Source organism: Micromonospora craterilacus, from assembly GCF_003236315.1.
In the GTDB taxonomy this organism is placed as follows: domain Bacteria; phylum Actinomycetota; class Actinomycetes; order Mycobacteriales; family Micromonosporaceae; genus Micromonospora; species Micromonospora craterilacus.
The window spans coordinates 1-19747 of the sequence record NZ_POTY01000129.1 but is presented as its reverse complement, the minus strand read 5'-3'; the positions used below and the strand labels follow the sequence as shown (position 1 = coordinate 19747).

The window sequence follows — 19747 nt, the reverse complement described above, 5'->3', positions numbered from 1 at the left end:
GGGGAGCGCCGGGCTGATCCTGGCCGCCGGGGCGGGCCGGCGCTACGGCGGACCGAAGGCGCTGCCGTTCCTCGGCTCGGCGACCGAGATGCTGCGCGCCGGCGGCTGTGATCCGGTCGTCGTGGTGCTCGGTGCCGCCGCCGCTGCGGTGATCCGCCAGGTCGGCCTGGACCGGCCCGGATCCGCCGTCGCCGACGGGATGCGCGCCGACGAGCTGGGCCGGCTGCCGGGCGACCCACGGGTGGTCGCGGTGGTCAACGACGAGTGGGCGACCGGGATGGCCTCGTCGCTGCGGGTCGGCCTGCGAGCCGCGGCGCGGTTGTCGGCGCGGGTGGTGTGCGTACACCTGGTGGACATGCCGGGCGTGACGCCGGCCGCGGTGCGCCGCCTGCTGGACGTCGTGCCGCCCGCCCGCCCGGAGGGGGTGCTGGCCCGCGCCACATATGCTGGCGAACCGGGCCACCCGGTGCTGCTCGGCGCCGACCACTGGGTCGCGGTGACCCGGTCCGCCGCCGGTGACCGCGGGGCGCGGGACTACCTGCGGCGGCACTCGGCCCTCGTCCAGCGGGTGGAGTGCGGCGACGTGGCGCAGGGCTTCGACGTCGACACCCGTCGCCCCGCTGATCCGGGCGAGCCGCGAGGAGCGCGGTCAGGCAACCTTTTCCGGGCGTAGCCGGTACTACCTCGTGACCGACTTGGCAGAAGGGCGGGCACGTGATCACACCAGAGGGGTTCGACGAGTTCGTCGTGACCCGCTCACCGCGGCTGCTGCGCACCGCCTACCTGCTCACCCGTGACTGGGCACTGGCGGAGGACCTGTTGCAGACCGCGCTGGCGCGGGCCTGGGAGGCGTGGCGGCGCATCGAGGGCGACCCCGAGCCGTACGTGCGGCGGATCATCGTCAACGCGTACGCCTCGTGGTGGCGGCGCCGGTGGCGCGGCGAGCTGCCCACGGCTGAACTGCCCGAGGCGGCCGATGCGACAGATCCGCAGGCGGGGCTGGACGACCGGGACCGGCTCTGGCGGGCGTTGGGTCGGCTGCCCCGCCGGCAGCGCGCCGTACTCGTGCTGCGGTACTTCGAGGACCTCTCGGAAGGCGAGATCGCCGAGACCCTCGGCTGCTCGGTCGGCACGGTCAAGAGCCAGGCCAGCCGGGCGCTGGCCAAGCTCCGTCTCGACGAGACGCTCGCGCCGGAAGGGATGCGGCAATGAACCTGACCGATCTCAAGCAGACGCTCGACGAGCGTTCCGACGGCTCGACCGCGCAGGTCAAGCACCACCTGCGGCTGCGTGGCGTACGCGCCAAGGTGGTCGCGCGGCGCCGCCGGCGGATCGCGACCTGGGCCACGGCCGTGGTGGTCGCCCTGGTAGCCACGGCGGTCGCCGTGCCCGGCCTTCGTCCGGACGTCACCCCGACTCCGGCGGTCACCCCGACTCCGGGGGTCACCTCGTCGCCGAGCACCGTCATGGGATTCCCGGAGTACGCGGTGGGGTCGCACGTCGTCTCCGCGACGAGCGCGGCGCTGTCGGAGCGTCGCATCGAGCTGACCATGGTGCCGACCACCCTCGATCTCGTCGTCTTCATGCGCTGCGACGGCGTCGCCGACGACCTGATGGTGGACGGGAAGCTGACCGTCAACGGCAAACATGTCGCCGAGGGAAGCTGCAACGGCACCCTGCGGCCGGCGGACTGGGCTGAGAAGGGGGTCGTGGTGGGCAAGCCCGCCACGTTCGTCGGGACGATCACCGGTGCCCAGCGGTCCGGCGACGCCGGCAGCGTCTCGGTGCCGGTTCCGGAGAACGGCACCGTCGCGCTCGCCATCGGCGAGCGGATCCCGTTCGACCAGTATCCGCTGCCGCCCCGACCGGCGGGCCCACTCGGCCCGCTGGATCACACCCTCCCGGCCGGCTGCACCGAGGCGCTGTGCCCGAACGTCGTCATCATCCGATCGGATCCGGCCGACCCGACGCGTCCCGTGCGGCAGACCCTGGCCTGGCGGACGCTCACCTCGATCGACATGATCGCCCAGACGCCCGGGCTGCTGCACCTGCGGGTCGGCGGCGTCGAGGTCGGCACCGGCGAGTGGTGGGACTACGAGATGGCCGGCTACGGCACGTACGGCGACGAGGGCGGTGAGTGGAAGCGTGAGTACGGCCTCGACCTGAGCCCGGGCGACCAGGTGACCGTCGAGGTCGTGCCCGAGCACATCACCGGCGCCTGGCAGGTCGTCTTCACGCCGGTCCCGGGAAGTGCGGGCGGTTAGCGAGTGTCCCTCGGCCAGGGTGCACCGGGCGATCCCGGGGCACCCTGGCCGCCGTCTTCGCAGCGATCGGCGAAGAATGAGATAGATACCTAATTTATACTATTTGCCCCGCCACTCTCGTCCGGCCGCGCTCGTTGCAGACGGTGTGCGTAGGACGGGACGGCCAGGGCCCACGCTGCCCCGGCCGTCCCACGCTGGAGGGAGCGCAGCTCTGAACCGGATCGCAGGAATGATCATCGCTGCGGGAGGTGGCCGCCGCATCGGCGGCCCGGAAGCCCTGCTGCACCAGGCCGGCAAACCCCTGGTCGACCAGATGATCGACACGCTGACGGAGGCGGGCTGCGGGCAGATCGTGGTCGTCCTGGGCGCCGCGGCCGAGCAGGTCCGCCAGACCGCCGAGCTGAGCCGCGCCACGGTGGTGGTCAACCGCGCGTGGGGCACCGGGGTCGGCTCGTCCATCCGCGCCGGGCTGGCCGGGATCGACGACGACCAGGTCGAGGCGGCGGTGGTGGTGCCGGTGGACATGCCGGGGCTGACCGTCGCCGCGATCCGCCGGGTCGCCGCCCTGCCCTTCCCGGACGTGCTGGTCTGCGCCACCTACAACGGCCTACGTGGCTATCCGATGCTGTTCGGCCGCCGGCACTGGGCCGGCATCGCCACCCTGGCCAGCGCCGACGTCGGCGCCCGGCCCTACCTGCTGGCACACAAGGACCAGATCGTCGACATCGCCTGCGACGCGGTGGCCGACGGCAGCCGGGTCGACACCCCCGAGCTGATGGCCCTCTACGGACTGTCCGTGCCGGAGCAGCGGGTCGGGGCCTGACGCGTCAAGTCAGGTCGAACAGGTCGGCGGCGCTCTGCCAGCACACCGCGCGCAGCCAGTCGTCACCCAGGTCGAGGCGGGCCAGGCCGGCCAGCTGATCGGCATACGGGTAGGGGATGTTCGGGAAGTCGCTGCCCAGCAGCACCTTGCCGGCCAGCCCCAGCTCGCGCAGCCGGGGCAGCTCGGCGGCGGGGAACGGCACCATCCGGTCCAGGAACGGCGTGAACGCCATGGTGGTGTCCAACCGCACGTGCGGGTAGCGCTGCGCCAGGTCGAGGAACGCCGAGTAGTCCGGCGCGCCCAGGTGCGCGACGATCGCGGGCAGCCGCGCGTGCCGGGCCAGCAGCGCGGCGAACGGATCCGGGCCGGTGTGCACGGTGCCGACCGGGGCGTGTCCGGCGTGCACCACCACCGGCACACCCGCCTCGGCGAGCAGTCCCCACACCTCGTCCAGCGCCGGATCGGTCGGGGCGAAGCCGCCCACCTGGAGGTGCACCTTGAACACCCGGGCGCCGTCGGCGATCGCCCCGGCGACGTACCGGGGCGCCTCCGGCTCGGGGAAGAACGTCGCCGAGGGCAGGCAACCCGAGGTGGTCCGGGCGAAATTCAGCGTCCAGCGGTTGAGCTGCTCGGCCATGCCGGGCCGGTGGGCGTACGCGAGCGCACTGAACGCCCGGACACCGAGCCGGCGCAGGTGGGCGACCCGGTCGGCGTCGCTCCACCGGTACCGGACCGGCCATTCCAGGCCCACCAGCGGGCCGGCCGACTCGAAGTACTCCCACACCCGGCGGCGCAGCCTCGGCGGCAGGAAGTGCACGTGCACGTCGGCCAGCCCGGGCAGACCGAGCCCCTGCCAGAAACCGGGCACGGGGGCGTCGGCCGCCACGATCGCCGGGTCGACGGCCTGGACGGTCACAAGTCGAGGTTGAACCGTTGCAGCACCGAGGGGGCGACCAGCCCGAGCGCGGCCAGCACCGAGACGATGGTCAGCGCGGTGCGGACGAAGACGACCTCGACGCGGCCGCCGGCCCGTAGCGCGATCTTGTCGGGCAGGCTGATCGGCGTCCACATCCGGCGCTTGATCGGGATCGGCCAGAGGATCGGTACGCCGGCCCGCGTGATCATGTCGCCGATGATGTGCACGAAGGCGCCCACCCCGACCGCCAGGCCGATCATCGGGTAGCCACGGTCACCGGGCAGGTTGGCGGCGGTGAAGACGGCCGCACCGGCCGAGATCAGGGTGACGATGAGCCAGCCCGCGCGTTCGGCCCACTTGTCGAACAGGCCACGCAGGGCCAGACCGATCATGAAGAACAGGATGCCGATCACCGCCCACTTGCCGTACGTGGCGCACAGCGTGGTGGTGCCCCAGCCGAGCAGCACGGTGAACGGAATGGTGTGGGTCAGCGTACGGTGGCCGTTGTTGCGCTTCGGGTCGCGGCTGAGCTTCGTGGCGTAGTAGACGCCCAGCGAGATCTTCTCCACCACCTCGGCGACGAACAGCGAGAAGACGCCGAAGGTGCGGGCCACCGTCGCGCCGCCCTTGTTGCGGGTCACCTTGCCGGACAGATCGAGGTCGGGCAGCAGCGCGCCACCCGCGCAGACGGCCGTGCCGACGGCCAACGCAAGCGGCGACTGCTCGTAGTCGTAGAACTGCTGGAGCGCCCAGGACCCGCTCAGCCATACCGCCGCGCCGGACAGCGCGTGCGACGGTCCCATCATCTCGGCTCGCCCTCCCCAGGGATCTTGAGCGCCAAAACTACGCCACTGTAGTTCGTGGCGGCGCCGCAGGGGATCACCCAGACAGTCCACAGCGGACGGTGCCGGAGCGCGGTCGGCGGGCCGGGCCGACCACCAGGGAGTATGTCAGCGCACGCCCGCCGGCCGGGTCGCTGTGTCGGCCATGAGACGCCGAGCGCGGACCGCCCCAGGGGTGGTCCGCGCCGCGGGTGGGGCGGTGTCGGGTCAGGGTGTGGCGCGGCGGATGACGAGGTAGCTGACGGCGGCGAGGGGCAGCGTGAGCAGTGCCGGCCAGCCCACCAGCAGGGCCGCCCCGGACTGGTCGGCGAACCAGCCGCCAATCGCCGACCACCAGCCCTGCCAGGTGACGAGCGTCGCGAGCCCACCGATCACGACCAGCGCGGCGGCGCTCAACGTGAGCATGCCGTTGGCGCCCCAGCGCTTGAACACCAGGGCGATCGCGATGCCGATGAAGCCGAGCAGCAGGAACGGCAGGGCGAAGCCGAGGAACCGCAGCACCGGGTTCTCCACCCAGAGGTAGGGTAGACCGAAGAAGCGCAGCTGGATGCCCCAGCCGTCGGTGGCCTCCTCGACGACGGCCAACAGGTAGAGCACCGCCGCGTAGCCGATCGCCTGGGCGGCGAACTGGAGGACGTTGCCGAGGTAGAAGCTGCGGCGCGAGACTCCCAGCCCGAGCGCGAACGGGAAGTCCTGGGTGATCGTGTTGATGCAGGCGATGAACATCACCACGTAGATGCTGGCCAGCCCGCCGGTGGTCGGTTGGACGTTGGGGTCCCCCTGCATGGCGGCGAAGAGCGCCAGGTTGATCAGGAAGCTGAGGGCCAGGATCCCCCACGGCCAGCCGACCACGCTGGGCCAGGCGACGAACTGCAGCCGGGCGACCGTCAGAGCGCGGTTCATCGGACGGCCTCCTTGCTGGCCGCGCCGGCGCTGTCGGCGCCGGGCGCGGGTGCGTTGCTGTTGGTGGTCAGGCGGACGACGAGTTCCTGGAGCGAGGACGCTTCGAGACCGAGGCCGAGGGAGCGGGCCTGGTCGTGCACGGCCGGGCCGAAGTCGCCGCGTACGGTGGCCCGGGCCGTCGCGCCGAGAAGCACCCGGTGCAGCTCGGCGCCGGTACGGGCGAACTCGTCCACCGCCGCGACCGGGCCGGAGACCGTGACCACCTGGCCGCGCAGCGTCTCTGCCTCGGCGTCCAGCAGGAGCCGACCCTGGTCGATCAGCAGGACGTGCTCGATCAGGTCGCTGACCTCATCGATGAGGTGGGTCGATAGCACGATCGTGCGGGGGTGTTCGGTGTAGTCGGCCAGCAGGTGGTCGTAGAAGATCTGCCGGGCCACGGCGTCCAGGCCGAGGTACGGCTCGTCGAAGAAGGTCAGTGGGGCCCGCGAGGCGAGCCCGACGACGATGCCGAGCGACGAGAGCATGCCCCGGGAGAGCTTGCGGACGTTGCGTTGCGGCGGCAGCCGGAAGTCGTCGACCAACTGCTGGGCGAGCTTCTCGTCCCAGCCGGGGTGGACCAGCCGGGCCGCCCGCAGGACGTGGTGCACCCGCAGGTTCGACGGGTAGGTCTGGCTCTCCTTGATGAAGCAGACCCGGGAGAGCACCTGCTCGTTCTCGTACGGCTGCTGGCCGAAGACCGTGACCTCGCCGGAGGTGGCGAAGCCCTGTGCGGTGAGGATCTGCATCAGGGTGGTCTTGCCGGCGCCGTTGCGCCCCAGCAGGCCGTAGATCCGGTTCTCGGTGAGCGAGAAGCTGACTCGGTCCAGCGCGGTGACGCCCCGGTACCGTTTCGTGAGGTCGGTGACGGTGACGGCGGGGCTCATCGGTGCTCCTCCGAGGTGTCGATCATCTGCTTGAGTTCCGCCGGGCCGATGCCGAGCTTGCGCGCCTCGGTCAGCAGCGGCTGGACGTACTGCTGGGCGAACTCGTCGCGGCGCCGGCCGCGCAGCTTGGCGCGGGCGCCGGGGGAGACGAACATCCCGATTCCTCTCCTTTTGTAGAGGGTTCCGTCATCGACCAGCTTGTTGACCCCTTTGGCCGCGGTCGCGGGGTTGATCCGGTGAAAGGCCGCCAACTCGTTTGTCGACGGCACCTGGCCCTCCTCGGCCAGGGTCCCGTCGAGGATCGAGTTCTCCAGCAGCTCGGCGATCTGCAGGAAGATCGGCCGGCCTTCCTCCATCACGTCCGCCATCCTGGTTCGCCACCATAGTTAGGCGGTTCACTACTCATGTAACTAACCATGGAGCCAGGACGGCCCCGCTGTCAAGAGCGCGTGGTCCAGCGCACGGTCGCCGCTGCCGGCTCAGCCGGTCAGCGGTGGTCGACTCCGTCGCGGCGGAGTGGCGGTATCCCGGTGGCCAGGATGCCGGCGGGCGTCACCACCAGCGCTTACGTGGCGGACGGACGGTTACGTCGCCGAAGATCGCGCGGCACCGCACCTCGATCACCGGGGCGCCCGGGGTGACCGGACCGCGCAGCTTGGACTGCTTGCTACCGAAGATCGCGCTGCCGGTGAGCCGGACGTCCGTGCCCTCCGGCACGACGATCGTGACGTTGCCGAAGATCGCCTCCGCGTCGATCCTGGTCACCTGCCGGGGCAGCTGGGTCTCGTGCAGCTCGATCCGGCAGTCGCCGAAGACGGCCCGGGCCTCGACCGTTTCCGGTACCGGCCAGGCGCCCTTGCGCACGTCGTTGCCGAAGATCGCCAGGAGCCGCTCCGGCGGCAGGCCCACCGCGCCGGTGGTCCTGGCGGGTGGCCGGCCCGGAGCGTTCGGCAGGTCCCTGGTCACCTTGGCCAGCTCGCCGCGGGTGACCGAGGCGTGGGCGGCGCCGGCCCGCTCGGTGTACTCGCCGAGCGTCAGTCGGCCCTCGGCCGCCGCCTGGCCGAGCAGCTCCACGACCTCCTCCCGCTCCCGGTCGGAGACTCGCAGCCGGTCAGTGTCGTCGTCGTACCGTTCCCGCTCCACGGCCCGAGCCTAACGGCGGGCCGCACGGCCACGGAAAGGCGACCAGAGCCCGGCGGCCGCGGTACGTCAGCGGCCGGGGCGGAAGCTGGCCCGGGCCGTGGCCAGCTGACCGGCGGCGGCCTTCCAGTCGCTTTCCCGGGTGATCCAGCCCAGCGTCCACGATCGGCCGCGCGCCGGCCGATCCGGCGCGATCTGCGTGGCGCGCAGCCGGTCGCCGTGCGGGGTCAGCCAGCCGAACTCCCACTCGGTGCCGGCGCCCACCCGGCCGAGCCGGAACTCCTGGTAGGCCGGGAGGGTGCCGGCGGCCAGTTCCCGGTCCCGCACGGCCCGCAGGCGTGCGGCCGGCGCCGTGGTGCTGTCGGTCTCCGCGGCGACGCTGAGTGCCCGGCCGGTGGCCGGGTCCTGGAAGCAGGCCACGTCGCCGTCGCGGGAGTAGCGCCAGCCGGCCGGCACCGCCACCCGGAAGCCACTGGCGTCGGCGTGCCAGGCCCAGCCGGCGGGCGGACGGAACCGCTCGCCCGCCGCGGGAGCCGTCGCGGAGACCGGTTCGCCGTCGATCCACGGCCGCACGCAGGGCAGCGGCGGCGGCCCGGGACCGCCGGGCTGGCCGGGCGGCGGCCCGGGCGGACGGTTGCCGCCGGGCTGGTGCGGCCCGTCGACGTCGTACGGCGGTGCGCCGGGTGGGAGAACCGCCGCCTCCTGGTGCGGGCGGAACGCGCCGGTGCCCACCACGGTCAGCGCGGTGCCGATCCCGGCCGCGGCCGCCACCAGCATGGCGACCGCGGCCAGCGCCCAGGGCCGGGCCACGGCGACCCGGTCGCGGTTCGGGGCCGATTCCCGGGGGACCGGCGGCGCGGTGGCCGGCCGGTGCGGCGGCTCGCCCGGCCCGTCCGGCCGGCCGGCCGCCGCGCCGCCGGTGCCCGGCTCGGTCGGGTCCGACCCGGCGGCAGCCACCAGCCGGCGGCGGGCCTCGGTGTGGTCGGCGCGGTCGGCGGGGTCGCGTTGCAGCAGCCCGGCCAGCACCGGCGCCAGCGGCCCGGCGTGCGGTGCCGGGTCCGGCGGGGCGGAGGCCAACGCGCTGAGGGTGGCCATGGCGGTGCTGCGGGCGTACGGGGAGCGGCCCTCGACGGCGGCGTGCAGGGTCGCGCCCAGCGACCACAGGTCGGCCGGCGCGCTGGACACCCCCTCGGCGGCGCGTTCCGGTGCCACGTACTGCGGCGAGCCCAGGACGGTGCCCGAGCCGGTCATCGCCCCGTCGCCGCCGTCGAAGACGGCCAGCCCGAAGTCGGTCAGCAGCACCCGGCCGTCGTCCGCGACGAGCACGTTCTGCGGCTTGACGTCGCGGTGCAGCACCCCGGCGTCGTGCGCCGCCCGCAGGGCGTCCAGCAGGGCCAGGCCGATGCGGGCGGCGCGGTGCGGCGGCAGCGGGCCGTCACCGTCGATGACGTCCTGGAGGGTGCGTGAGGGCACGTACTCCATGACGATCCAGGGTGTACCGGCGTCGGAGACCACGTCGTAGACGCGGACCACGTTGGGGTGGCTGAGCCGGGCGGCGGTGCGGGCCTCGCGCAGGGTGCGGGCCCGCAACTGGTCGCGTGCGTCGCCGCCGAGCCAGGCCGGCAGCACCACCTGCTTGACCGCCACCTCGCGGTGCAGCACCTCGTCGCTGGCCCGCCAGACCGCACCCATCCCGCCACGTCCGACCAGGTCGAGCAGCCGGTACCGGCCGGCGATCAACGCTCGCACGCATCCCCCATCCGCCGCCGTCCGGCGTACACATTAGCCAGCGGATCGGGGCTTACCTATCAACTCAGCAGGCAGCGCCGCCAACCGCGAGGAGGTTTCCGTCCGGGATCGTTATCGTCTGCCGGGGTCGGGGCACCTCGACGGCGGCGCGCCGGGCCTGCATCGGCCCGTGCTCCCGGCGGGCGGTGGCGTACGCCTCCGCGGTGCGGGCGGCGATGGTGGCCCAGCCGTACCGCCGGCCGACCATCGTGCGGGCCTGCCGGGCGACCCGGCGGGCGAAGACCTCGTCGCCGAGGAGTTGGTCGACCGCGCCGGCCAGGGCGGGTGGGTCGCTGTGCGGGAAGGTGACGCCGGTGACGCCGGGCTCGACGATCTCGGCGAGGCCCCCGGTGCGGGCCACCGCCAGCGGCGCCCCGGCCGCCGCCGCCTCCAGGGCCACCATGCCGAACGGCTCGTAGAGGCTCGGTACGACGGTCGCGTCGGTGGCGCCGAGCACCGCCGGCAGTTGGGTGTTGTCGAGGAATCCGGCGAAGCGTACGGTGCCGCCGAGCCCGAGCTGGTGGATCCGCTCCTCCAGCTCGCCCCGGTAGGGGCCGTCCCCGGCGATCAGCACCCGCAGCCCGGGGTGCCGGTCACGCAGCTGCGGCACGGCGTCGACCAGGTGCTGCACGCCCTTCTCGTAGACCAGCCGGCCGGCGTAGCCGATCAGTGGGCCGTCGGCGGCGAACCGGGCGCGGGCCGAGGCGACGGCGCGCGGGCGGGCCCGCCAGGCCCGGTCGTCGACGCCGTTGGGCACCACCTCGACGTGGCCGGCGGGCACGTCGAACAGGGTGGTGACCTGCTCCCGCATGTAGCCGGAGCAGGCGATGAGGCGGGTGGAGGCGCTGCTGAGCCAGTGTTCGACGCCGTGGATGGTGCGGTTCATCTCCGCCGGCAGCCAGCCCTGGTGCCGGCCGGCCTCGGTGGCGTGCATGGTGGTCACCAGCGGCAGACGCAGGTGCTCGGCGAGGGTGATGGCGGTGTGCGCGACCAGCCAGTCGTGCGCGTGGATGACGTCGTAGGTGCCGGTGTCGGCGGCGCGCAGGGCGGCGCGGGTCAGGGTGTGGTTGAACGCCATGGTCCAGGCCAGCAGCGAACTGGTGGCCAGGGGGAAGGTGACCGGGTCCTCGGCGGCGCGCAGGATGCGTACCCCGTCGATGTGTTCCTCCAGCGGCGCGCCGTCGGCGTGCCGGGTGACGACGGTGACCTCGTGACCGGCGGCGGCCAGGGCGACGGAGAGGGCGTGTACGTGTCGGCCGAGACCGCCGACGAGGACGGGCGGGTACTCCCAGGACAGCAGCAGCACCCGCTGCGATCGGGCGGAGTTGATGTCGATCACGTCGGCGTTCGGTGACACACGCGCCCCCTTTGAGTTGTCTCCGCGCGGCCGTCGGCCGGCCCCCCGGCGGGCCTGTTCACGTCGCGGCTGGATCGGCACCAATCCTGGTCGCAGCTGGATAACCAGCGGAGACGTACCCGTTGCGGGGGTGTAAAGCGCTACCGGCCGGTGTGCGTAGGCCGACGATCGACCGGGCCCGGACCGGGCGGCCGGCGCCGGCCTGTGGGCCGGCCGGTGGGCGCTTGGTGCGGCATTGTGCCGAAGTCCTGCGACAGCCGTAGGAGTGGGCCGCCCGCACCTCCCACAGGTGTCCGAAGACCTGCGATGGCCTGGTTCGTAGGTTCTATCCCGACGGTGCACCGAGAGGCTCATGGTCCGCGCGCCACGACCGGCGTGCGGCGGTCGACGTCGGGTGCCTGGAAGGAGCTGCACGATGCGAAGCACGAGACGATGGTTGGGCAGAGCGGTGGTGGTCGTGATGACCGCGGCCGTCCTCCCCGTGACCCCGGCGTTGGCGCAGCCCGCGCCGGCGACTACGGAACTGGTCATCGCCGATGGCGTCACCCAGCCGGTTTTCGGCTACGCCGACTCGGTCCGCGAGCGGATCTTCGTCACCTCCGATGTCGACACCGACGCCGACGGCGCGCTCGACATCGTGGCGATGGACATCATCCGCCCCAAGGCCAGCGACGAGGGCCTGCGGGTTCCGGTGGTGATGGACGCCAGCCCCTACTACTCGACGGTGTGCCGGGGCAACGAGAGCGAGTGCAAGGGTGACCTGGACGGCGACGGCCTGAACGACCGTTGGCCGCTGTTCTACGACAACTACTTCGTCCCGCGTGGCTACGCGGTCGTCCTGATGGACATGATCGGCACCAACAACTCGACCGGGTGCCCGGTCACCGGCGGCCTCGCGGACAACATCAGCGCGCCGACCGCCATCGACTGGCTCAACGGCCGCCGCAAGGGCTTCGACGCCGCCGGCAACGAGGTCGTCGCCGACTGGCACAACGGCAAGACCGGCATGATCGGCAAGTCGTACGACGGCACGCTGGCCAACGCGGCCGCCGCCACCGGGGTTGAGGGGCTGGCCACGATCGTGCCGATCTCGGCCATCTCCAGCTGGTACGACTACTCGCGCAGCAACGGTCTGGTGACCCGGAACAACAACTACTCGGGCAGCCTGTCCAACACGGTGACCAACCCGAACCGCCGGGCGTACTGCGCCCCGGTGCGTAGCCAGCTCGGCGTGGGCGGCGACGACGTCACCGGCGACTACAACGACTTCTGGGCGGAGCGGGACTACCTGCCGCACGCGAGCAAGGTGAAGGCCAGCGTCTTCGTGGTGCACGGCATCAACGACGACAACGTGCGGGCGGACCACTTCAGCAAGTGGTGGTACGCCCTGGCCGAGAACAACGTTCCGCGCAAGCTGTGGCTGACCGGAACCGGGCACATCGACCCGTTCGACTTCCGCCGCGCGGAGTGGGTGGACACCCTGCACCGCTGGTTCGACTTCTGGCTGCAGGGTATCGACAACGGGATCATGCGCGAGCCGATGGCCGACGTCGAGCGGCTGCCGGACGTCTGGGAGACGCACGCCAACTGGCCGGTGCCCGGCACCCAGCCGACCCAGGTGTTCCTGCTGCCGGCGACCGACGGTGGTGCCGGCGGGCTGTCGGTGAAGTCTGGCCCCGGGAACAAGTCGGCGACCTTCCAGGACACGCCGACGATGAGCCAGGCCAACGCGATCCGGCACCCGTCGGACCCGCAGGCCAACAAGGACAACCGGTTGGTGTTCCTGTCCGAGCCGCTGAAGGCGCCGCTGCACATCTCCGGCACGCCGATCGTGCGGATCAAGGCTTCGGTCAATGGTACGGACACCAGCTTCGCCGGGCTGCTCGTCGACTACGGCACCCGGGAGCGGTTCAGCACCACCGGCGACGGCATCCGGACCCTGACCACCGAGGACTGCTGGGGTGAGACGGCCAACTTCGGCGGGTTCGCGGAAGACGCCTGCTACCGGCAGGTCGCCAAGACCGTGGCGAGCAACCCGCAGGAGCTGGTCACCAAGGGCATCATCGACGGGCTCAACCTCGACTCGCTGTCCGTGGCGACGCCCCTGCTGCCCGGCAAGAAGAACGCCGTTGACGTGCCGCTGATGCCCGAGGACTACGTCTTCGAGAGCGGCCACCAGATCGGTGTGATCCTGCTCGGCTCGTACTCCGGCTACAGCAGCCGGGCCAAGCAGAACCGGGCAGAGATCACCGTGCACTTCGACAGCACCCGGATCACCCTGCCGGTCGTCGGCGGCCGCCAGGCCGCCGTGGCGGCGGGCCTGGGCTGACCGGTTGGTGGGGCGCCCAGCTGGGCGCCCCACCAACCCCACCCGCGCTACCGGCGGGCGCGCAGCAGTTCGGCGACCGACCAGGCCTGGAACGGGCAGCCGGTGGCGGTGTGCGGGGCGAGACCGTCGGCGGTCTCGCTGACCGAGCCGAGGCCGTACTCGGTCAGGTGCGCCTCCAGGCCGGCGAAGAGTTCGTCGACCGGGCGGCCCGCGCGGCGGCTGGCGTCGGCGTACGGGCCGATCAGCCACGGCCAGACGGTGCCCTGGTGGTAGGCGCTGTCCCGCTCGGCCGGCCCGCCCCGGTGCCGACCGGCGAAGCCGGGGCCGTCGGGGGAGAGGCTGCGCGGGCCGAGCGGGGTGAGCAGCCCGGCGCCGACCCGGTCCAGGGTCTGCGGGTCCGGCACCAGCGGTGCGAACGGCAGCGACCAGGCCAGCAGTTGGTTGGGGCGCAGCAGGTCGTCGTCGTGGTGCGCGGAACCACCCAACGGGTACGCCGGCGCGGGCGCGTCGACCACGTCGTGCAGCCAGCCGGCGGGGGTCGGGAACCGGTCCCGGAACGACTTGGCTGCCCGCTCGTGCAGCCGGTGCAACCCGTCGGCGTCCCGCCCGGCCAGCTCGGCCAACTCGGCGACCCCGGCCAGCCCGTTGATCCACAGGGCGTTGACCTCGACCGGTTTGCCGTGCCGGGGGGTGACCGGCGCCCCGTACACCCGGGCGTCCATCCAGGTCAGCGCGGCGCCGGGGACGCCCTGGGTGAGCAGTCCGTCGGCGGGGTCGACGGCGATGCCGAACCGGGTACCGGCCAGGTGGGCGTCCACCACCTCGCAGAGCGCCGGCAGCAGCTCGTCGCCGAGGTCGGTGTCGCCGGTGACGGTGACGTGCCGGCTGACCGCGTGCAGGAACCACAGCGTGCCGTCGACGGTGTTGTACTCGACCCGGCCGGTGTCGGCGGTGTTGGCCAGCATCCCCTCCGACAGCGTCGCCGCGTACGACCGCAGCAGCTCGCGGCCGAGGTGGGCCCGCCCGGTACGCAGGAACAGCCCCTCGTACGAGATCATCGTGTCCCGCGACCAGGCACCGAACCACGGGTACCCGGCGACCACGTCCACGGCGGCGTCGTTGGTCCGCACCACGAACGCGTCGGCGGCCAGCGCCAGGGTGGCGGCCACCTCGTCGGCGGGCTTGGCCGACGCCACCACCTCACGGTTGCGCCGCCGGGCCGCGGCGACCACCTCGGTGGCCGGGGGCGGTGCCGGTGCCGGGTCGTCCGCCCAGGCCAGCACCGACAGGGTGTCGCCGGGGCGGTGCAGGGTGTCGCGGAACTGGCCGGCGTACCACAGGTCCTCCTCGGCGGGCAGGCCGCGGGCCGCCTCCTCGCGGTGGTGGACGCCCCGCCACCAGTGGCCCTGCGGCGTCCAGCCCGGCCCGGACAGCCGGTACGCCCCCTCGATCACCGCGCCGCCGTCGACCTGCTCCATCCGCAGCGGCGGCCCGTCGGCGCGGCGTTCGCCGTGCGCGTCCCGCCAGGTGCACGCGGCGGCCAGCTCCAGCTCGACCGGGCCGCCGCTGATCAGCCGGTGCACCACCGCCAGGCAGGACCGCCCGGGCAGCATGGCCAACTCCCGCTCGATCACCACGTCGCCGACGCGCCACCGCCAGCGCGGCAGCCCGTCGACCAGGTCGAAGCGCTCCAGCAGCTCGAAACCGCGCGGATCCACGTCGCCGGAGGCCCACTCGTGCGCGCCGAGGCGTACCCGTGCTCCGGAGGGCAGCAGCACCGCCGGGTCGAGGCTGACCAGTCCCACCTTTCGGGAGGCCGGGGTTTTCCCGGGGACCACCAGCAGCCCGTGGTAACGCCGGGTGCGCAGCCCGCCGACGGTGCCCATGGCGTACCCGCCGAGGCCGTCGGGCACCAGCCATTCGCGCCCGGCGGCGCTGGTCAGCTCGCCGCACACCTGCGGACCGAAGCAAATCTCGATCAACTTTCCTCCACCGGCGGCGAGGTGTAACACGACACGACGACAATGACCGCTGTGGTGAAGTACCCCGGCGGCGTCGAAGATGTGCAGGTGATCATTGACGGTTCGCCCTCCGCCCCGGCTCCCGACGCCGAGCGAGTCCGGCTCGCCCAGGCTGACGCCGGCGAGCAGGACTGGCGCGCATGGGGTCCCTATCTGTCCGAGCGGGCGTGGGGGACGGTACGGGAGGACTACAGCGAGCACGGCACGGCGTGGGACTACTTCCCCCACGACCACGCGCGGTCCCGAGCCTACCGGTGGTCCGAGGACGGCATGGCGGGCGTGTGTGACGACCGACAGACGTTCTGCTTCGCCCTCGCGCTGTGGAACGGGCGCGATCCGATCATCAAGGAGCGGATGTTCGGCCTCGGCGGGGACGGCGGCAACCACGGCGAGGACGCCAAGGAGTACTGGTGGTACGAGGACTCCACGCCCACCCATTCGTGGATGCGCTGGCGCTACCACTACCCGCAGGCCGCCTTCCCGTACGACGAGCTGGTCGCGGTCAACGGGCTGCGCGGCCGGGACGACACCGAGTACGAACTGGTCGACACCGGCATCTTCGACGACGACCGGTACTGGGCGGTGACCGTCGACTTCGCCAAGGCCACGCCGACCGACATGTGCATCGTGGTGACCGTGGCCAACCGGAGTGACCGGGCCGAGCGACTGCACGTGCTGCCGCATCTGTGGTTCCGCAACACCTGGGCCTGGGGGCTGCCCGGCACCGACCGGGTGCCCCGGATCGTCGGCGAGCGGCGCCGGCTGGTCGGCGAGCACTGGGTGCTCGGGCAGATCATGCTCGAAGGCGACGGCGACCCGACGCCGCTGCTCTGCGACAACGACACCAACGCCGAGCGGCTGTGGGGGCTGCCGAGCCGTACGCCGTACCCGAAGGACGGCATCAACGATCATGTGGTGGGCGGGGCGGAGACGGTCAACCCGGAGCTGGCAGGCACCAAGGGGGCGCTGCACTACGTGCTGGACGTGCCGGCCGGCGCCGAACGGCGGATCCGGCTGCGGCTGACCCGTACCGCCCCGCCGCCCGGTGACGGCGACCCGCCGCCGGCCGACCTGGGCGACGGCTTCGACGCGGTGCTGTGGGCCCGGCGGGCCGAGGCGAACCGGTTCTTCGACGGGGTGATCCCGGCGAAGGCCACCGCCGACGAGGCGTTGATCGCCCGGCAGGCCATCGCCGGGCTGATGTGGGGCAAGCAGTTCTACCACTTCGACGTCAAGCGGTGGCTGGAGGGCGATCCGGGTTCGACGCCGCCGGCCGGCCGCCAGCACGGGCGCAACAGCGCCTGGTGGCACATGACCAGCTTCGACGTGATCTCCATGCCGGACCCGTGGGAGTACCCGTGGTACGCGGCCTGGGACCTCGCCTTCCACTGCGTGAGCATCGCCCGGGTCGATCCCGGGTTCGCCAAGGAGCAGCTGCTGCTCCTGCTCCGCGAGTGGTACCTGCACCCCAACGGGCAGATCCCGGCGTACGAGTGGGCGTACGGCGACGTCAACCCACCGGTGCACGCCTGGGCGGCGCTGAAGGTCTTCGAGATCGACGGCAGCCGGGACCACGACTTCCTGGCCCGGATGATGCACAAGCTGCTGATGAACTTCACCTGGTGGGTCAACCGCAAGGACACCGGCGGCAACAACGTCTTCGAGGGCGGGTTCCTCGGGCTGGACAACGTCGGCCCGTTCGACCGGTCGGCGGCACTGCCGGTGGCCGGGGTGCTGGAGCAGTCCGACGGCACCGGCTGGATGGCGATGTACGCCCTCAACCTGCTCGACATCGCCATCGTGCTGGCCGAGCACGACCGCAGCTGGGTGGACACCGCGACGAAGTTCTTCGAGCACTTCGCATACATCGCCGCGGCGGCGTACTCGCAGGGGCTGTGGGACGACGAGGACGCGTTCTTCTACGACGTGCTGCGGCTGGCCGACGGCACCAGGGTGCCGCTGAAGGTGCGCTCGGTGGTCGGTCTGCTGCCGCTGGCCGCGGTGACCCGGCTGCCGGCCCGTACCCTGCATCGGCTGCCCGAGCTGGGCGCCCGGCTGCGCTGGTTCCTCACCAACCGCCCCGAGTACGCCTCGGTGATCGGTGCGCGGCGGATCGGCCCGGACGGACGGCAGCAACGGCTGTTGTCCATGTGCGGCCCGGAGCAGGTGGTCCGGCTGCTCGCCCGGATGCTGGACACCGACGAGTTCCTCTCCGAGTACGGCCTGCGTACGCTCTCCCGCGCGCACCTGGACAAGCCGTTCGCGGTCACCCTCGGCGGGCAGGAGTTCTCGGTCGGCTACGAGCCCGCCGAATCGACCAGCGGCCTGTTCGGCGGCAACTCCAACTGGCGCGGCCCGATTTGGCTGCCGACGAACTTCCTGCTGATCAGCGCGCTGCGCGACTACGCGGCGTTCTTCGGCGACGACCTCCAAGTGGAGTACCCGACCCGGTCCGGGGTGAAGAAGACCCTCGACGAGATCGCCGACGACCTCTCGGCCCGGCTGATCGCGCTGTTCACCCGGGACGGCTGGGGCCGCCGGCCGATCTACGGCGCCGCGCAGCTGTTCCAGACCCACCCGGACTGGCGGGACCTGATCGCGTTCCCGGAGTACTTCCACGGCGACAACGGTGCCGGCCTCGGCGCCTGGCACCAGACCGGCTGGACCGCCCTGGTCGCCGACCTCATCCTCACCCTGCGTCGGTAGGGTGCGCAGCGCCGGTGTCGACAATCCGTCCCGGCAGGCTCACCCTGAGTTGCCCGCCGCTAGCATCGGCGGCGTGTCAGACGACCCAGGCACGGGGCGGGACGGGGACGCGATCGTCGCCACCGCCTGGCAGTTGGCCGAGGCCGAGGGCTGGGCGGCGGTGACCGCCCGCCGGCTGGCCGAGCGCGCCGACGTCGACCTGGGCACCCTCTACGAGCGCTTCGCCGACCGGGACGCGGTGGTTGCCGCAGTCGCCGTGCGGGGCTTCGCCGACCTGGCCGCCGCGCTGACCGCCGCCCGGGTGGCGGTCGACCGGCCGCCCGAGGTGTGGCCCGCGGTGACGGCGGCCTACCTGGACTTCGCCTACGCCAACCCCGAGGTGTACGACGCGATGGCCGCCCACACCCCGGATCTGACCCTCGGCGCCGACCAGGCACCCGAGACGGTCGCGGCGACCTTCGCGGAACTGCGGGCGGCGCTCGCCCCGCTGGCCGCCGGACGCGACGCGGACACCCTCGCCGAACTCGGCTGGAGTCTGCTGCACGGCATGGTGATGCTCACCCGAGGCGGCCGGCTCCGCCCGGAGGCGCAGGAGCAGCGCGAACAGCTGCTCGGTGAACAGCTCTTCGGCAGCCCGTAACCCCGTTGCGGTGGGTGGGGGTGTCGCGTAGCTTCGCTGGCACGCCGTCGAGCACGCCGTCGAGCCGGAAGGAGGTCAGAACAATGTCCGATGTTCTGCGCCCCCTCCGCGGCACGGCGTCCACGCGGATCTGACCCGGGGCGCTGCTTCCCGGAGGATCAAGCCATGACCGATCTGGTCGTCCGCCCGCTCGTCGCGGGCGAGGAAGAACTGTTCGACTCGATGCCCGACCCGTTGCCGCAGCTGCGGCAGGTCGGCTACGCCGACGGGCTCGCCGGCGGCGGCTACCGGCCCGACCGCACCTGGATCGCGCTGCGCGCCGGCCGAGTGGTCGGCCGGGCCGCCTGGGCGCTCCCACCCGGGTCCGTCGGTGAACCGTGGCTGGAACGATTCGACCTGGCCGCCGCGCCGGAGGACGGCGCCGCGTTGCTGCACGCCGCTCACCAGGCACTCGGCGGTCCCAAGGTGTACCACGCCGCACTGCCCGCGTACTGGCGCCGGCAGCCGGAGGTACGTGCCGTGGTGGAGCCCCCGATGGCGGCGGCCCGGCTCGCCGGCCTGGTCGAGCAGGGGGAGCGGCTACGGTGCTCGTGGACCGGCGGACCATTGCCGGCGTCGGCCGGCGGACCGTTGCCGGCGTCGGCCGGCCGGTACTCGTTCCGTCCGGCCACCGACGCCGCGGAGATCAACTCACTGGTCGCCCGGATCGTCGCGCCAGAACTGCTGACTGGTGCGGAGACGGCGCGGGTGGTCGGCGGGGTGGACCTGGCCCGCGATCCGCTGGCCTGGCTGACCGGCCCGGCGCAGGACTGGCGCGTCGCGCTGGACGGCGCGGTACCGGTCGGCCTGGCCGCAACGGCGGGTGACGCCTGCTATCCGATGATCGCCTACCTCGGTCTGCTGGACGAGTCGGCTCGCGGTGAACTGCTGGCCGACGCGGTCGGGACGCTGGCCGCCGGTGGCGCGTACGAGGTGGTCGCCGACGTGGACGCGCACCGGGTGGCCACGGTGGCGGAGCTGGACCGGACCGGCTTCCGCCGGATCCGCTCCCGGGTGACCTTCGCGCTGCCCCAAGCCTGACCCCCAGTTCCCCTC

At 72.6% G+C, this 19747-nt stretch carries 17 protein-coding genes; 8 read left to right on the top strand and 9 right to left on the bottom strand.

The genetic code is table 11. The annotated features are described in order from the left end of the window. The 4 genes from C1I95_RS19935 to C1I95_RS19920 form a co-directional block, all read left to right on the top strand. A partial coding sequence (locus C1I95_RS19935) for a nucleotidyltransferase family protein (protein ID WP_199523822.1) occupies nt 1-673 on the top strand: 673 nt, incomplete at its 5' end. Between the two features lie 41 nt (nt 674-714). Then, entirely contained in the window at nt 715-1212 is a 498-nt protein-coding gene (locus C1I95_RS19930; RefSeq protein ID WP_111215334.1) for a SigE family RNA polymerase sigma factor, read from the top strand. Further along, nucleotides 1209-2264 carry a hypothetical protein gene (locus tag C1I95_RS35305; protein ID WP_158566429.1) on the top strand — a complete coding sequence of 352 codons (1056 nt, stop codon included), beginning with the start codon at nt 1209-1211 and terminating at the stop codon, nt 2262-2264. Before C1I95_RS19930 ends, C1I95_RS35305 begins: the two co-directional genes overlap by 4 nt. A gap of 229 nt (nt 2265-2493) precedes the next feature. Next, nucleotides 2494-3087, top strand: a complete 594-nt coding sequence (locus tag C1I95_RS19920; RefSeq protein ID WP_111215333.1) for a nucleotidyltransferase family protein — start codon at nt 2494-2496, stop codon at nt 3085-3087. 4 nt (nt 3088-3091) lie between these two features. On the opposite strand, the gene C1I95_RS19915 is transcribed toward C1I95_RS19920, so the two are convergent. From C1I95_RS19915 to C1I95_RS19880, 8 genes are all read right to left on the bottom strand, one after another. Further along, on the bottom strand, nt 3092-4003 hold the full coding sequence (locus C1I95_RS19915) for an amidohydrolase family protein (protein WP_233513766.1): 912 nt from the start codon (nt 4001-4003) through the stop codon (nt 3092-3094). Then, entirely contained in the window at nt 4000-4809 is an 810-nt protein-coding gene (locus C1I95_RS19910; RefSeq protein WP_111215332.1) for a metal-dependent hydrolase, read from the bottom strand. The genes C1I95_RS19915 and C1I95_RS19910 overlap by 4 nt, the downstream gene beginning before the upstream one ends. Nucleotides 4810-5052: 243 nt before the next feature. Beyond that, nucleotides 5053-5748 (bottom strand): hypothetical protein, encoded by a 696-nt coding sequence (locus C1I95_RS19905; protein ID WP_111215331.1) that lies wholly within the window; start codon nt 5746-5748, stop codon nt 5053-5055. Next, nucleotides 5745-6671 carry an ABC transporter ATP-binding protein gene (locus tag C1I95_RS19900; RefSeq protein ID WP_111215330.1) on the bottom strand — a complete coding sequence of 309 codons (927 nt, stop codon included), beginning with the start codon at nt 6669-6671 and terminating at the stop codon, nt 5745-5747. Before C1I95_RS19900 ends, C1I95_RS19905 begins: the two co-directional genes overlap by 4 nt. Then, a complete protein-coding gene (locus C1I95_RS19895; protein WP_233513765.1) occupies nt 6668-7039 on the bottom strand; it encodes a GntR family transcriptional regulator in 372 nt (123 codons plus the stop codon). Before C1I95_RS19895 ends, C1I95_RS19900 begins: the two co-directional genes overlap by 4 nt. Before the next feature lie 184 nt (nt 7040-7223). Further along, nucleotides 7224-7814, bottom strand: coding sequence for a DUF1707 SHOCT-like domain-containing protein (locus C1I95_RS19890; protein WP_111215329.1), 591 nt, complete (start codon nt 7812-7814; stop codon nt 7224-7226). Between the two features lie 66 nt (nt 7815-7880). Continuing rightward, nucleotides 7881-9560 carry a serine/threonine-protein kinase gene (locus C1I95_RS19885; protein WP_233513764.1) on the bottom strand — a complete coding sequence of 560 codons (1680 nt, stop codon included), beginning with the start codon at nt 9558-9560 and terminating at the stop codon, nt 7881-7883. Nucleotides 9561-9624: 64 nt separating this feature from the next. After that, nucleotides 9625-10956 (bottom strand): glycosyltransferase family 4 protein, encoded by a 1332-nt coding sequence (locus C1I95_RS19880; protein ID WP_111215328.1) that lies wholly within the window; start codon nt 10954-10956, stop codon nt 9625-9627. Nucleotides 10957-11371: 415 nt separating this feature from the next. On the opposite strand from C1I95_RS19880, the gene C1I95_RS19875 reads away from it, so the two are divergent. Further along, a complete protein-coding gene (locus tag C1I95_RS19875) occupies nt 11372-13285 on the top strand; it encodes a Xaa-Pro dipeptidyl-peptidase (RefSeq protein ID WP_111215327.1) in 1914 nt (637 codons plus the stop codon). A 47-nt stretch (nt 13286-13332) separates the two neighbouring features. On the opposite strand, the gene C1I95_RS19870 is transcribed toward C1I95_RS19875, so the two are convergent. Then, nucleotides 13333-15267 carry an amylo-alpha-1,6-glucosidase gene (locus C1I95_RS19870; RefSeq protein WP_111215326.1) on the bottom strand — a complete coding sequence of 645 codons (1935 nt, stop codon included), beginning with the start codon at nt 15265-15267 and terminating at the stop codon, nt 13333-13335. A 42-nt stretch (nt 15268-15309) separates the two neighbouring features. Here C1I95_RS19870 and C1I95_RS19865 point away from each other — a divergent pair, with 42 nt between their 5' ends. The 3 genes from C1I95_RS19865 to C1I95_RS19855 all read left to right on the top strand — a co-directional run bounded on the left by C1I95_RS19865 (nt 15310) and on the right by C1I95_RS19855 (nt 19732). Next, complete coding sequence (locus C1I95_RS19865) at nt 15310-18012, top strand: MGH1-like glycoside hydrolase domain-containing protein (RefSeq protein ID WP_111215325.1); 2703 nt, start codon at nt 15310-15312, stop codon at nt 18010-18012. A gap of 73 nt (nt 18013-18085) precedes the next feature. After that, a complete protein-coding gene (locus C1I95_RS19860) occupies nt 18086-18652 on the top strand; it encodes a TetR/AcrR family transcriptional regulator (RefSeq protein ID WP_233513763.1) in 567 nt (188 codons plus the stop codon). A 165-nt stretch (nt 18653-18817) separates the two neighbouring features. After that, nucleotides 18818-19732, top strand: coding sequence for an acetyltransferase (locus C1I95_RS19855; protein ID WP_111215324.1), 915 nt, complete (start codon nt 18818-18820; stop codon nt 19730-19732). Nucleotides 19733-19747: the final 15 nt, after the last annotated feature.